Source organism: Arthrobacter sp. alpha11c (assembly GCF_054149985.1).
Genome location: NZ_CP196747.1, coordinates 562220 through 575939, shown reverse-complemented (window position 1 = coordinate 575939; position 13720 = coordinate 562220). Strand labels below are relative to the sequence as shown.

General features: G+C 62.7%; 12 protein-coding genes. 1 reads left to right on the top strand and 11 read right to left on the bottom strand.

All coding sequences use genetic code 11. The features are described from left to right. Positions 1-12: 12 nt before the first annotated feature. The 9 genes from aroC to ACTAQJ_RS02625 all read right to left on the bottom strand — a co-directional run bounded on the left by aroC (position 13) and on the right by ACTAQJ_RS02625 (position 10265). On the bottom strand, positions 13-1212 hold the full coding sequence (gene aroC / locus ACTAQJ_RS02665) for a chorismate synthase (protein WP_431115383.1): 1200 nt from the start codon (positions 1210-1212) through the stop codon (positions 13-15). A gap of 26 nt (positions 1213-1238) precedes the next feature. Continuing rightward, positions 1239-2093 carry a shikimate dehydrogenase gene (locus tag ACTAQJ_RS02660; protein ID WP_431115384.1) on the bottom strand — a complete coding sequence of 285 codons (855 nt, stop codon included), beginning with the start codon at positions 2091-2093 and terminating at the stop codon, positions 1239-1241. Further along, the gene (gene mltG, locus ACTAQJ_RS02655) at positions 2090-3808 is read right to left on the bottom strand and encodes an endolytic transglycosylase MltG (protein ID WP_498700504.1); all 1719 of its coding nucleotides are present in this window, start codon (positions 3806-3808) and stop codon (positions 2090-2092) included. The genes ACTAQJ_RS02660 and mltG overlap by 4 nt, the downstream gene beginning before the upstream one ends. Beyond that, positions 3805-4395: a Holliday junction resolvase RuvX gene (ruvX, locus tag ACTAQJ_RS02650; protein WP_431115386.1), complete on the bottom strand. Its 591-nt coding sequence runs from the start codon at positions 4393-4395 to the stop codon at positions 3805-3807. Before ruvX ends, mltG begins: the two co-directional genes overlap by 4 nt. A gap of 2 nt (positions 4396-4397) precedes the next feature. After that, positions 4398-7076, bottom strand: a complete 2679-nt coding sequence (gene alaS / locus ACTAQJ_RS02645; protein WP_498700500.1) for an alanine--tRNA ligase — start codon at positions 7074-7076, stop codon at positions 4398-4400. A 115-nt stretch (positions 7077-7191) separates the two neighbouring features. Next, entirely contained in the window at positions 7192-7434 is a 243-nt protein-coding gene (locus ACTAQJ_RS02640; protein WP_431115388.1) for a DUF6167 family protein, read from the bottom strand. Positions 7435-7456: 22 nt separating this feature from the next. After that, positions 7457-7831 carry a DUF948 domain-containing protein gene (locus tag ACTAQJ_RS02635; protein WP_216925653.1) on the bottom strand — a complete coding sequence of 125 codons (375 nt, stop codon included), beginning with the start codon at positions 7829-7831 and terminating at the stop codon, positions 7457-7459. A 134-nt stretch (positions 7832-7965) separates the two neighbouring features. Beyond that, positions 7966-8586, bottom strand: coding sequence for a 30S ribosomal protein S4 (gene rpsD, locus ACTAQJ_RS02630; protein ID WP_216925553.1), 621 nt, complete (start codon positions 8584-8586; stop codon positions 7966-7968). Between the two features lie 167 nt (positions 8587-8753). Next, entirely contained in the window at positions 8754-10265 is a 1512-nt protein-coding gene (locus ACTAQJ_RS02625; RefSeq protein WP_477519455.1) for a replication-associated recombination protein A, read from the bottom strand. Between the two features lie 41 nt (positions 10266-10306). Here ACTAQJ_RS02625 and ACTAQJ_RS02620 point away from each other — a divergent pair, with 41 nt between their 5' ends. Beyond that, positions 10307-10987 (top strand): acVLRF1 family peptidyl-tRNA hydrolase, encoded by a 681-nt coding sequence (locus tag ACTAQJ_RS02620; RefSeq protein WP_498700497.1) that lies wholly within the window; start codon positions 10307-10309, stop codon positions 10985-10987. Between the two features lie 7 nt (positions 10988-10994). Here the strand turns inward: ACTAQJ_RS02620 and ACTAQJ_RS02615 are convergent, their stop codons facing one another. Further along, on the bottom strand, positions 10995-11831 hold the full coding sequence (locus tag ACTAQJ_RS02615) for a GNAT family N-acetyltransferase (RefSeq protein WP_498700495.1): 837 nt from the start codon (positions 11829-11831) through the stop codon (positions 10995-10997). Between the two features lie 68 nt (positions 11832-11899). Then, complete coding sequence (aspS, locus tag ACTAQJ_RS02610; protein ID WP_223946204.1) at positions 11900-13693, bottom strand: aspartate--tRNA ligase; 1794 nt, start codon at positions 13691-13693, stop codon at positions 11900-11902. Between the last annotated feature and the right edge of the window lie 27 nt (positions 13694-13720).

The window sequence follows — 13720 nt, the reverse complement described above, 5'->3', positions numbered from 1 at the left end:
TAGCGCGGCCCACTACCGGCCGACCGAGTCCAAGGTTGCCGGAATGTTATCCAGGTAGCTCTGCAGGTTACGCGTGGTCTCGGCAACAGAGTCACCGCCGAATTTTTCGGCAATGGCTTCTGCGAGGACAAGGGCCACCATGGCCTCCGCCACAACGCCCGCTGCCGGAACTGCGCAGACGTCCGAACGCTGGTGGTGCGCCTTGGCTGGCTCCCCGGTGCTGACATCAATGGTTCGCAGCGCACGGGGAACTGTGGCAATGGGCTTCATGGCGGCGCGGACGCGCAGAACTTCGCCGATGCTCATGCCACCCTCGATGCCGCCGGCACGGTTGGTCTGACGAATGATTTTGCCGTTCTCATCCTTGAGGATTTCGTCGTGCGCTGCAGAACCACGGCGGGCAGCGGTGAGGAAGCCGTCACCGACCTCCACGCCCTTGATGGCCTGAATACCCATCAGCGCTGCGGCGAGGCGGGAATCGAGGCGGCGGTCCCAATGGACGTAACTGCCCAATCCAGGGGGAAGTCCGTAGGCAAGGACCTCAACCACGCCTCCAAGGGTCTCGCCTTCCTTGTGGGCGGCATCCACCTCGGCCACCATGGCATCCGACGTTTCGCGGTCGAAGCAGCGCAAGGGATCTGCGTCAAGGGCGATAACGTCCTTGGGCAGAGGCAACGCCTTGCCCTCAGGTACGGTGACGCTGGCGATGGAAACGGTGTGGCTGACCAATTCCACGCCCAGCTGCTTAAGGAACTGGGCGGCAACGGTACCGAGAGCAACACGGGTGGCGGTTTCACGCGCACTTGCGCGCTCAAGCACCGGACGGGCTTCGTCAAAGCCGTACTTCTGCATCCCGGTGAAATCGGCGTGCCCAGGGCGCGGGCGGGTCAGCGGGGCGTTCCGGGCTTGGTCGGCAAGGACTTCAGGGTCCACTGGATCAGCAGACATAATCTGCTCCCATTTTGGCCATTCGGTGTTGCCCACCTGAATGGCAACCGGACCACCCTGGGTGATGCCGTGACGCACGCCACCGAGGATCGTGACTTCATCCTGCTCAAACTTCATGCGGGCGCCACGTCCGTAGCCCAGGCGACGACGCGCCAAAGCATCACGGATTTGCCCGCTGGTGAGCTCAACACCGGCAGGCACGCCTTCAACAATTCCGATCAGAGCCGGACCATGGGATTCACCGGCAGTCAACCAACGCAACATATAACCAATCCTGCCATGTAAGGCCTCTAGAACACTCGCCGGGGAAGCCCAACTGAGTCGCACATCACATCTATGACGGAGGCGTCAACGTCACAGCCACTGAACTGCCGGATCTGCTCCGCCGCTTGGTACATCAGCATTTCTAGTCCGGGAACCACCGCTCCCCCATGGCCGTGCCAAACCTCGGCGAGGCGGCTCGGCCAAGGGTCATAAGCGACGTCCAGCAAAACCCCCGCGCCTGTTCCTGGCAGGGCAGCGAGTTCCTCTGCAAGCGCATCGGCCGCGCGCGGAGGAAAGGTGGAGATGACCAGCCCGGATCCGGCCACTGCTGTAGCCGCCTCACTGAGGGGGCGGAGCCGCAGGGAAATTCCGACGGCGGCCGCGGCGGCTTGCGCGTCGACGGCGCGTGTTGTGTCGCGAACGAAAACGTCGACGTGTTCAGCTCCGAGCTCGTGGATGGCAGCGATGGCGGCAGCTGAGGTACCCCCACCGCCAAGAACGGCGGCATGCTGTGCAGAAGCGATTCCTGCGTAACGTACTGCCTCCACGATGCCCTTGACATCGGTGTTGTAGCCGACGCGGCGGACCGATCCGCCGTCGTTCTCGAAGACCACCGTGTTGATAACACCCAAGTGGGCGCCAGCGCCACGAACCTCGTCGACTTCCCTGACCATGGCCGACTTCAACGGCATGGTTACCGAAAGCCCACACCACGCCCCATCCCCGCGAAGGGAATCCATGAACGCCGGAAGCCTATCCACTGTCAGGTCGATGGCCGAGTATTCGATGTCCACACCGAGCTTGGCATAGGCAGCAGTGTGCATCGCCGGGGACTTCGAATGTGAGATCGGGTGCCCGAGGACAGCGGCGCGACGACTCACACGCACCGTCCGGCGTTGGCCTGGCACCATGCGTTGTACTGCTCAACGTAAGTGCTGTGTTCGGCCAGTGTCTTGGAGAACTTGGTCTCCTTGGTGTCCAGGTTGATGGTCACCCAGTACAGGTAATCATTTTGCGTCGGTTTGGCCGCCGCATCGATCGCCGTCTTGCCCGGGGAACCAATCGGACCGGCCGGCAGCCCTGGGTTTGCATAGGTGTTGTAGGTGTTGGACTTGTCCGCCTTCTCTTCATCCGTGAGGTGGAAGGACTTCTTGCCCAGACCATAGGTGACTGTGGCGTCTGACTGGATGAGGCCGTTGGTCTCGGTGTTATTGGGCTTGAGCCGGTTATAAATTGCGCCGGCGACGTTTCCGTAGTCGGCCTGGCCGCCCTCTGCCTGGACGATGCTGGCGATGGTTACGGTGTCGTACTGCTTGGCCGGATCCGTAATTCCTTGGGCCTTGAGCTCATCAAGGGTGCTGGATACCAGCTTCTGGATGATGTCCTTACCCGATGTGCCCAGCGGGAAGCGGTACTCTCCCGGAGCGAGGAAGCCCTCCAGGTTCTTGGCCTTCGCAGGCACCCCGAATTGTCCGGGCGCCTGGTTGAAGCCATTGAGCTGGGCCATGGGAATGCCGGAGCCCTTGGAGATTGCCTCCAACGACTCGTTGATCCGGAGACCTGCACTCAAGGCGAAGTAGATCACCTTGGAAGCGTCTTTGTTGGCGAGGACCGCAACGGCGTCGGAGTTTTTCATCTCGGTACGGAAGGTGAATTCCCCCGGCGAGAGTTCACCGCCCTCGCTCACGAATTCCTTGACGAAGGAATCCGCATCTGCCACGACGTGGTTTTCCACCAAGGCGGTTGCCACAGCCTTGGGGCCGGCCCCTTCCGGCACCGTAATGCTGACGGAGCCAGTGCCCGGACCGGGGTAATCGGTGACTTTGTCCATGCCAAGGAGGGGCTTGAGGAATTGCGCGCCGATCGCGATGGCGGCAACAAAGACTCCCAGCGTGATCAGCAAGGCAAGGACACGACGGCGGCGCCGCGCCTTCTTGGCCGCGGCTTTGGACGCGGCCGTAACTTCTACTGGAGCGATGAGGTGGTGGTGCTCGTCATGTAGCTCTTCATGAAGCTCTTCATGGAGCTCCATGTGACCTTCGTGGGCTTCGTAATCGTACTCGGTCGCGTGTTCTGCAAATGCATGATCGTCAACGTGCACAGAGCCTTCGTGGACCGAGCCTTCGTGGACACCGTAATGGTGGGCCTCGTTGGCATGACCGGCATAGACATGTGCAACAGCTGGTACCGGAAGGGCATCGTCATGGTGCTCCTCTTCCGAAAGCACAGGATCCACGTGTTCACTGGCATCCACGTGTTCACTGGGAGCCGGCGTCGCAACTGCCGGTGCTGCTTCCGGAACGGGCGGAGTCACGACCGCCCGCACGGGTTCGGGCGCAACGGGTTCAGGCGCAACGCGTTCCGGCACAACCGGTGCAGGCGCAGCTGCTGGCTTGGGAACAGCGGGAATCGGGCGGGGCAGTTCAGGCTCAACGTCAGCCGAAGGCGCTGCTTCCCCCGGCGTCGCTTCGGGAACGGGTACGACGTTCTGGTTCTGGGTGGCGAGGAATCGTTCCCGCGCCCGCAGTTCCTTGCGGGTCAGCGGCATGCCGCCGCCGGCGGTCCCGCTGGAGGGGTCGTTGTTGACCGGGCTCACAGTTGCAGTCCCCTCGTAGAAGAATCTGGTTCAGGGCCGGAGGAAGCCTGCAGCGTTGGGGCACTGCTGGATGTATCGGACTGCGCCGGTGCATTTACGCGGCGGCCAACGTCCGTTCCTCTGGCTTTTTGCATGTCGATCGCGTGCTGAAGTATTCCAGCAGCGGCAACCTGATCAACCACTTTACGGTGGTTCTTGCTGCTCATGCCAGCTTCGTGCAGGTTCCGGTGCGCCGTAACAGTGGAAAGACGCTCATCTACGAGGTTCACGGGAACGTCCAAACCGGCGCGGGCAAGCTCGCCCACCAGCAGTTCGGCGTACTCCGTTGCCATCTGCGCGGAGCTTCGTTCCTCGCCCTTCATGGTCTTTGGAAGGCCCACGAAAATCTGCACGGCCCGCATCTCCGCAGCCTGTTTAACCACCACGCGAACGTCGGAGTTCTTCTTGGCGTCGCGGCTCACTGTCTTGAAGGGCGTGGCCAGGATTTCGTCGGGGTCGCATATGGCCAGCCCAACCCTGACGGTGCCGACGTCTACCCCCAGCTTGATGCCTTGGGGGTAGACGCCGCTGTTCGTACTGGAATTCACCGTTAACGCTTGGCTATCGCATCCACCACCGCTGTGAGGGCCTCAGAGACCTTCCCAGCGTCGGTGCCGCCACCTTGCGCGACATCGTCCTTGCCACCGCCGCCACCACCGAGGATGCCCGCGGCAAGGCGCACCAACGCTCCGGCCTTCACACCGGATTCACGGGCGGCTTCATTCGTGGCAATCAAAATGACGGGGCGATCATTGCTGACACCGGCAACTGCCACAGTGGCGGCTTCGGAGCCCAGACGGTTGCGGAGATCGAGGGCAAGGTTCCGGAGATCGTCTGCTCCACCCACTTGGCCGGCATCGTGGGCTACAACCCGCACACCCGCGGCGTCCTTGGCGGTACCCACGAGGTTGGCGGCCGCTGCGGCCAGCTGCTCCTTGCGAAGGCGGTCGAGTTCCTTCTCTGTTGCCTTCAACTTGTTCAAGGTGCTGGAGATGCGGTCCGCGAGCTGGCCGGAGGGAACCTTCAGCAGTTCCGTGAGTTCCGTAACCAGTGCTCGCTCAGCGGCCAGGTGGCGGAAAGCGTCCAAGCCCACGAAAGCCTCCACGCGGCGGTTTCCCGAGCCAACGGACTGCTCACCCAGCAGGGAAAGGCTGCCAATGAGGGAGGTATTGGACACGTGGGTGCCACCGCAAAGCTCCCGGGACCAGGCGCCGTCGATCTCCACCACACGCACTTCGCTGCCATAGTTCTCGCCGAACAGAGCCATGGCGCCCAGCGCCTTGGCTTCTGCCAGTCCCATGACTTTGGTGTCCACCCGGTAGTTGTTCCGGATAGCGATGTTGGAAACCTCTTCAATTTCCGATCGCGTGGCGGGACTCAGGCCCTCACCCCAGGCGAAGTCGAAGCGGAGGTAGCCGGCCTTGTTGTAGGAACCACGCTGGGTAGCTTCCGGGCCCAGGATCTGGTGCAGCGCGGCATGCACAATATGCGTACCAGTGTGCGCCTGCTCAGCTGCGTGGCGCCGTTCACGATCGACGGCGGCGCGCACCAGGGCATCGGTGGCGATCTCACCTTCCCGGACGATTGCCTTATGGACGCTGAGGCCCTTAACCGGGCGCTGGACGTCCAGGACCTCGACGACGAATCCGTCGCCGGTGATGAGGCCGGTATCGGCCGACTGTCCACCGGCTTCTGCGTAGAATGGCGTCTCATTGAGGACCACTTCGATTTCGTCGCCCGTGGAGGCGTGCGCCACCCGCTGACCCGCGCTGAGGATACCGCGAACCTTGGACTCGCCATCAAGCTCGTCGTAGCCGGTAAAGGTGGTCTCGCCTTGGCCCAGCATTTCCTGGTAGGCGCTGAGGTCGGCGTGGCCGCCCTTCTTGCCTTTGGCATCTGCCTGTGCGCGCTGGCGCTGTTCAAGCATGAGCGAACGGAAGCCGGCTTCGTCAACCTTGAGGCCGGCTTCTTCAGCCATTTCCAAAGTGAGGTCAATGGGGAAGCCGTAGGTGTCATGGAGCGCAAAAGCGTCAGCGCCGGACAAGGGAACGCCTGCAGCCTTGGATTCGGCCACTGCATCCTCCAGGCGTGCTGTACCAGAAGCAATGGTGCGCAGGAACGCCTTTTCTTCGGCGTAGGCAATACGGCTGATGCGGGCGAAATCGGTCTCCACCACCGGGTAAACACCCTTCATGGCGTCGCGGGAAGCCGGAAGAAGGTCCGGCAGGCAAGCCTTTTCGACGCCGAGCAAGCGCATGGCGCGAACAGCACGGCGGATCAGGCGGCGCAGAACGTAGCCGCGGCCTTCGTTGGACGGTGCCACGCCGTCGGCAATGAGCATCAGGGCCGAACGGATGTGGTCTGCAACAACGCGCATGCGGACGTCGTCAGTGTGGTGGGGATCATCGGCGGATTCTGCAGAGGTGTACTCACGGCCGGACAGCTCAGCAGCCTTGTCAATGACAGGACGGACCTGATCGGTCTCGTACATGTTCTCGACGCCTTGGAGGATCATCGCGAGCCGCTCCATGCCAAGGCCGGTGTCGATGTTCTTCTGCGGCAGTTCGCCGACGATGTCGAAGTCCACCTTGGAGCGGACGTTCTCAATCTGGTACTGCATGAACACGAGGTTCCAGATTTCGATATACCGGGTCTCGTCAGCCAGCGGGCCGCCTTCGATGCCATAGGCAGGGCCGCGGTCGTAGTAGATCTCCGAGCAAGGGCCGGCGGGGCCCGGCTGGCCAGTGGACCAGTAGTTGTCAGCCTTGCCCATGCGCTGGATGCGCTCGGCCGGAATGCCGGTGTTCTTGAGCCACAGTTCCTTGGCTTCGTCGTCTTCTTCGTAGACCGTCACCCAAAGGCGCTCGGCCGGAAGTCCATAGCCGCCGTCGTCAACGCTCTTGGTGAGTAGCTCGAAGGCGAACTTGATGGCATCTTCCTTGAAGTAGTCGCCAAAGGAGAAGTTGCCGCACATCTGGAAAAACGTGCCGTGCCGGGCCGTCTTGCCGACTTCCTCGATATCGCCCGTGCGGATGCACTTCTGGACGCTGGTGGCGCGCTTGTAGGGAGGCTCTTCGCGCGCGGTCAGATAAGGAATGAATGGGACCATGCCGGCCACAGTGAAGAGAAGTGACGGGTCGCTTGAAACGAGCGACGCGGAGGGAACGGCGGTGTGGCCCTTGCTGACAAAAAAGTCCACCCAGCGCTTGGTGATCTCCTGCGACTTCATTAGCTGATTACTTACCCTTCTCAATTCACTGCACACGTTGTGCGCGGAACCGGCTGTTGCCCTTCCGCAGCTTTCCATTCTGCCCTGTTGCGGGCGCGGGAGCGAACCGTGTTCGCTAGCGCCGGCCGGCGTTGGGGTTGTTATCCGTACTGGTAATGCCCAACGCGGCCCTCAAGTCCTCTTCGCGTTCATGCATGCCTGAACGCACGGCGTCGGCGAAATCGAACAAGCCATCGGCCAGGCGGCCAACCGCACGGTTCAGGCCGTCCGGGCCGATGCTGGCCTGGGCCTCGGTGACTTTGCGGAAGGCGATAATGCCAATGGCGACGCCAATGCCCATCCAAACAATTCTTTTCATGTGTTCCTGGTCTCCAATTGGTTCAGCGGCTGCGGCGGCCGGAGGAAGGAGCGCGACGGCCCGCGAAGGCTGAACGGACACCATAGCTGAAGGCTGCAACCTTGATCAGCGGCGAACCAACAGTGGCAGCCACCAGGGAGGACAGGGCTGAAATGTTCGCCGATGCGTCGGACACGTTCGAGGCGATGCCGTCGACCTTTTTCAGTTGCTGGTTGGTAGTGGAAACCGTTGCGGTTACTTCATCCATGAGGGGCGTCGCCCCGTCGCTGATCGATCGGATGGTGGTGCGCACTTCGTCAAAGACGCCACCGAGCTTCAAGATAGGCACGGCCAACAGCAGGACCAGGAGTGCGAAGACTCCTGCTGCGATCAGGCCGGCGATGTCGCCACCAGACATAGAATTCATCTCCTAGATTGTTGCGCTGCCCTGCACGGCCGGAATCCGGCTTCGGCCAAGGCCTCCCCAGTACCCTATCCAAAAAGAAAGCCCGTGGCGTGTGCCACGGGCTTCCTTGTAAGCGCTGCTTGAATTTAGCGAGCGTAGAATTCGACGACGAGCTGCTCTTCGCAGATCACGGGGACCTCAGAGCGCTTCGGGCGACGAACCAGGCGGGCCTGCAGGGCGTCGAGCTTGACGTCCAGGTATGCCGGCACGTTGTTCAGGGCGTGGGCACCAGCAGCTGCGACCTGGAACGGAGCCATGACCTCGGAGCGGCTGTGAACGTGGATGAGCTGGCCTTCGCCAACGCGGAAGGACGGGCGGTCCACGCGGATGCCGTCAACCATGATGTGGCGGTGCACGACGAGCTGGCGGGCCTGTGCAATGGTGCGGGCGAAGCCTGCACGCAGTACCAGGGCGTCCAAACGCATTTCGAGCAGCTCAACCAGGTTTTCACCGGTGAGGCCCTTGGTGCGGCGTGCTTCTTCGAAGGCACGGGTCATCTGGGCTTCGCGGATGCCGTACTGTGCGCGCAGACGCTGCTTTTCGCGCAGACGTACGGCGTAGTCGGAGTCCTGCTTCTTGCGGGCACGGCCGTGCTCACCGGGGCCGTACGGGCGGCGCTCCATGTACTTGGCGGCCTTGGGGGTCAGAGCAATGCCGAGTGCACGCGAAAGGCGTGCGGTACGGCGAGCACGAGTGTTGTTAGCCACTTGTGTCCTTCCAAATTACTGCGGTGTGTCAGTGTTACTGGCCTCCATCAGGGAGAGCATCGGCCAACCGCTGCCTTTTGCTACTGGCCCGCGGCACAGCTCCATTGAAGGAATCTTCAAAGGGATTGTGCGTCGGGTCATGCCAGACAAGCAACCATCCTACCACGCTACTGTCCGCGGATGATCTTCCGGAGCCGTTCCAGCCTGGCGGCTATATCGCGTTCGGCGCCGTTGTTGGTTGGCTCGTAGTAGTCCTTCCCCACGAGGTCATCCGGCGGATACTGCTGTGTTGCCACCCCATGCGGTTCATCATGCGCGTACTTGTAGCTCTTGCCGTGTCCCAATTGTTTGGCACCTGGATAGTGCGCGTCGCGCAGATGCATGGGGATGCCCCCGCCGAAACCGGCACGGACGTCTGCAACTGCCTTGTTCAGGCCCATGTACGCCGCATTCGACTTGGGTGCGGTGGCAAGGTGGACGACAGCTTCCGCCAGGACAATCCGGCCTTCCGGCATCCCTATCAACTGGACGGCCTGCGCGGCTGCCACAGCTGTTTGCAAAGCGGTGGGATCGGCCATGCCGATGTCTTCCGCAGCGGAGATGACGATGCGCCGCGCCACGAACCTCGGGTCCTCCCCCGCCTCCAGCATCCGCGCCAGATAGTGAAGGGAGGCATCAACGTCCGAGCCCCTGATGGACTTGATGAACGCACTGGCGACGTCGTAGTGCTGGTCGCCGGCCCGGTCATAACGAACAGCAGCGGCATCCAGGGCACGCTCGGTGTGCCTGAGTTCCACCAGTACAGGAGCGTCGGGGGCGCCGTCGCCGGCAAGCCCCGGTTCGCCGTCGTCGGTGACATTGGTCTCCGCGGCAGTGTGGGTCCCGGCGGCGGCTTCCTCCTCGACGGCGGTTGAGACGGCATTGCTGTCTCCGAAAGCGACGCCGGCCGCAGCCTCCAAGGCAGTCAGCGCCCTTCGGGCGTCACCTCCGGAGAGCCGCACCAAATGATCCAAAGCCTCCGGACTGAGTTCCACGCGCCCGGCAAGCCCACGGGCATCGGCAACAGCCCGCTGTAACAACCCTGCGATGTCGTCATCCGTCAGTGGCTTCAACGTCAACAAGAGCGAGCGGGACAGCAGCGGTGATACCACCGAGAACGATGGGTTCTCGGTGGTGGCCGCCACCAGGACCACCCACCGGTTTTCAACGCCAGGCAACAGTGCATCCTGCTGCGCCTTGTTGAATCGGTGGATTTCATCAAGGAACAGGACAGTGGTCTTCTTGTACAGGTCCCGGGCGGTCAAGGCCTCATCCATCACCCGGCGAACATCCTTTACGCCAGCAGTAATGGCGGACAGTTCCACGAACTTCCGCCCCGGCCCGCGGGCAATGACATGCGCCAGCGTGGTCTTCCCGGTGCCCGGAGGCCCCCACAGAATGACGGAGCTCGGCCCGGCCGGCCCCGCAGCTTCTGCACCGGCGGCGAGCTGCCGAAGCGGGGAACCGTGACCAAGCAGATGCTGTTGGCCCACCACGTCATCCAGGGTCCGGGGCCGCATCCGAACTGCGAGGGGGCTCCGCTGGGACGCCATCCATCCGGCGTCGGACGCTCCCCCGGCGGCAGGCAGATCCTCCGACTCGTCGTCGTTGTTTGCACCGGCACCAAAGAGATCTTCCACATGGATAGGCTACTCATAGTTCCAACAAAGGAGACATCGACGTGGACCGCCGCGCATCCGCCCCGCAACAACGGCAGCCGAAGGCCTCCAGCCGCACGGCCTTCGTCCCCGCATCAAGGCTGTCCGGTTGGGTGGATCGCTTTGCCAAGAGCCATGGCCCACTCACTGAAGAGACTGACGACGGCGGAATCCTCCTCCGCGCCGCTGACGGGGCTTCTGCCCTGCTGAAGGCACCGTGGCCGGTGGATGGACGTCCAGGCCGGGGCACCACTGACATCGAACGGCTTGCCGCTCTTGCAGGCCAGGAACGTGGCCTTGGTATCTTGCTGGTGCGTCGGGGCGGTTTTGCCGTCGCTGTGGCGAGCGGCAGCAAGGTCCTGGAATCCAAAAGCGGTAACCGCTACGTTCAGTCCAGAACCGCTGCAGGTGGCCAATCACAACAACGGTATGCCCGGCGCCGCTCCAACCAGGCGGACGCCTTGGTGGACTCCGCGGCGGAACACGCCGCGCGTATTTTTGCCAGCCACCGTGTTGAGTACCTTGTACCCGGCGGGGATAGAGCCTTGGTGGACCTGGTTCTGGCGCACCCCTCCATGCGCGCTCTGGCCAGCCGAAGCCAACTTGCTTTCCTGGACGTACAGGAACCCAAAACTGCTGCGCTTGCAAAAGCTGCTTCGGATGCTTGTTCCATCCGGATCCTGGTGACTGATCCACCGGCGTAGGTGATCCTCAGCAGCCTCCAAGCGCCCGCCTCAAGGGAGCCTGCCGATACAGATAACTCCCTTGTTCCACGAACCCGGCCCGCGAATACAACGCCTGGGCACCGCGGTTGGATGCAGTGACCAACAGCCAAAAACCCCGGAGATTGCGGGCCGCTCCCTGATCCAGTAGCGCTGACAGGACCATCGTTCCGTAGCCCCGCCTGCGGTGGGTGGCCGAGGTCGCCATGGTGTAGAGGCCTCCCCAGCCGTCCACCAGGGCGAGGCGTCCGACGGCGGCCGGTACGCCGTCGTCGTCCCTCACCAGCGCGTAGAGAGACTCGCATCCGGTAAGAATGGCGCGGGCAACCTCAAGTTCCGCCTGGCCACCACGCCCATCCACGGACCACCACAAGCGAAGCCATTCATCGGTGGGCGTGTCCGAGAGCTCGACGCCCAGGGGCCCGGCAACCAAGGTTTCCAAGGCGTCCATGCCCCGGACCATAATCAGGGTTTCGGACTGCCTGGTGAAGCGTTGCCCGTCCAGGACGGCGTTAAGGCCTGCGCTACGGGAGTCATCGAATATCTGGAAAATGAGCGGGAGACGCCGCTGCATGTACCACGCTGACGCCGAACTGACTGATCGCTCCAGATCCGGAATGCTTTCCAGGTCCGGACTGCTTGCCATGTCCGGCTCGCCGGACAGCATCCCGGGCAGGTTCCTCGCCCACACGGAGTTCGCCCTCTGCGTGACCCCAGCGGACGCACGGAGCACCCACTCCCCCGCACTTCCCGAGTCAAGGGCTTCGCGCTCTACGGCCGGCCACGCCTTATCCATGAGGGTTTCCAAGAATGCTTGTTCCAACATCGCGGCACCTTTCATCTGCAGGAACACCAAAGGCCCCCCACATCAGTGGGGAGCCTTTGGCTACCGTCTTATTCGGACTTGGTCTCCGGCTTGGCCGCAGGCTTGGTTTCCGGCTTGAAGTCGACGCCGGCTTCCTTTCGCTGCTGTGCCGTGATGGGGGCAGGAGCGGCGGTCAGCGGGTCAAAGCCGTTGCCGGTCTTCGGGAAGGCAATGACGTCGCGGATGGACTCGACGCCGGCGAGCAGAGCCACTACGCGGTCCCAACCAAGCGCGATGCCGCCGTGCGGCGGCGCGCCGTACTTGAAGCCCTCCAACAGGAAGCCGAACTTGGTCTCGGCGTCCTCCTTGTCCAGGCCCATGAGCTGGAAGACGCGTTCCTGAACTTCGCGCTCGTGGATACGGATGGAGCCGCCACCGATTTCGTTGCCGTTGCACACGATGTCGTAGGCGTAGGACAGTGCCGACTCGGGATCCTTGTCAAAGGTGTCAAGGAACTCCGGCTTGGGAGAGGTGAAGGCATGGTGCACGGCTGTCCACTGGCCGGCACCTACAGCAACGTCACCGGAGGCAACTGCAGCGGCTGCGGGCTCGAACATCGGCGCGTCCACGATCCATACGAAAGCCCAGTCCTTGGGATCGATCAGACCAGTGCGGTGGCCAATTTCAACACGTGCAGCACCAAGGAGGGCCCGTGATGCGGACTTCTCGCCAGCGGCGAAGAAAATGCAGTCACCCGGCTTGGCACCAACGGCGTCGGCCAGGCCGGCCCGCTCTTCGTCGGTGAGGTTCTTTGCCACGGGGCCGGCGAGTTCGCCGTCTTCCTTGTAAAGAACGTAGGCCAGTCCCTTTGCGCCACGCTGCTTGGCCCATTCCTGCCAGGCATCCAGGGCACGGCGCGCCTGCGAGGCGCCACCGGGCATGACGACGGCGCCAACGTAAGGTGCCTTGAAGACGCCGAAGTTGGTGTCCTTGAAGAACTCAGTCAGCTCGGTCAGCTCCAGGCCGAAGCGCAGGTCCGGCTTGTCGGAACCGTACTTTGCCATGGCGTCCAGGTACGTCATGCGTCGGATCGGCGTGGGGACCTCGACGTCGATCAGTTGCCACAGGGCCTTGACGATTGCTTCACCGAGCTCGATGACATCGTCCTGGTCAACGAAGCTGGCCTCGATGTCCAACTGGGTGAATTCGGGCTGGCGGTCCGCGCGGAAATCTTCATCACGGTAGCAGCGGGCAATCTGGTAGTACTTTTCGAATCCGCCCACCTGGAGCAGCTGCTTGAAAAGCTGCGGCGACTGCGGCAGCGCGTACCAGGAACCCGGGGCAAGCCTGGCGGGGACGACGAAGTCGCGGGCGCCTTCCGGCGTCGATCGCGTCAACGTGGGTGTCTCAATCTCGACGTAGCCGCGCTGGTGCAGCAACTCGCGGGCGATGCGGTTTGCTTCTGAGCGGAGGCGGAGGTTCCGGGCCGGGCCAGGGCGGCGAAGGTCAAGGTAGCGGTGCTTAAGGCGCGCTTCCTCGCCAACCTCGACGTGCTCGTCGATTTGGAACGGCAGGGGGTCCGAGGTGTTCAGGATGATGACCTTGTCCGCCATGACCTCGATCTCGCCAGTAGCAAGCGCAGGGTTTTCATTGCCTTCAGGACGCTTGTTGACGGTACCCGTCACCTGCAGGACGTATTCGTTCCGCAGGCCGTGGAAGACCTCTTCTTCACGGACAACCACCTGGGCGACACCGGAAGCGTCACGAAGGTCAACGAATGCAACGCCACCGTGATCACGGCGGCGGCCCACCCAGCCGGCCAGGGTAACGGTTTGTCCAATGTGCTCGGAGCGAAGAGATCCGAGGTCATGTGTGCGCAGCACAGCATTCCTTTCAGCATGAATTTTCAA

Coding starts and splice junctions, on each gene's coding strand:
- aroC (WP_431115383.1), bottom strand. CDS start 1,212: ATGTTGCGTTGGTTGACTGCCGGTGAATCCCATGGTCCGGCTCTGATC.
- ACTAQJ_RS02640 (WP_431115388.1), bottom strand. CDS start 7,434: ATGAAAAGAATTGTTTGGATGGGCATTGGCGTCGCCATTGGCATTATC.
- alaS (WP_498700500.1), bottom strand. CDS start 7,076: ATGAAGTCGCAGGAGATCACCAAGCGCTGGGTGGACTTTTTTGTCAGC.
- ACTAQJ_RS02615 (WP_498700495.1), bottom strand. CDS start 11,831: ATGTTGGAACAAGCATTCTTGGAAACCCTCATGGATAAGGCGTGGCCG.
- ACTAQJ_RS02635 (WP_216925653.1), bottom strand. CDS start 7,831: ATGTCTGGTGGCGACATCGCCGGCCTGATCGCAGCAGGAGTCTTCGCA.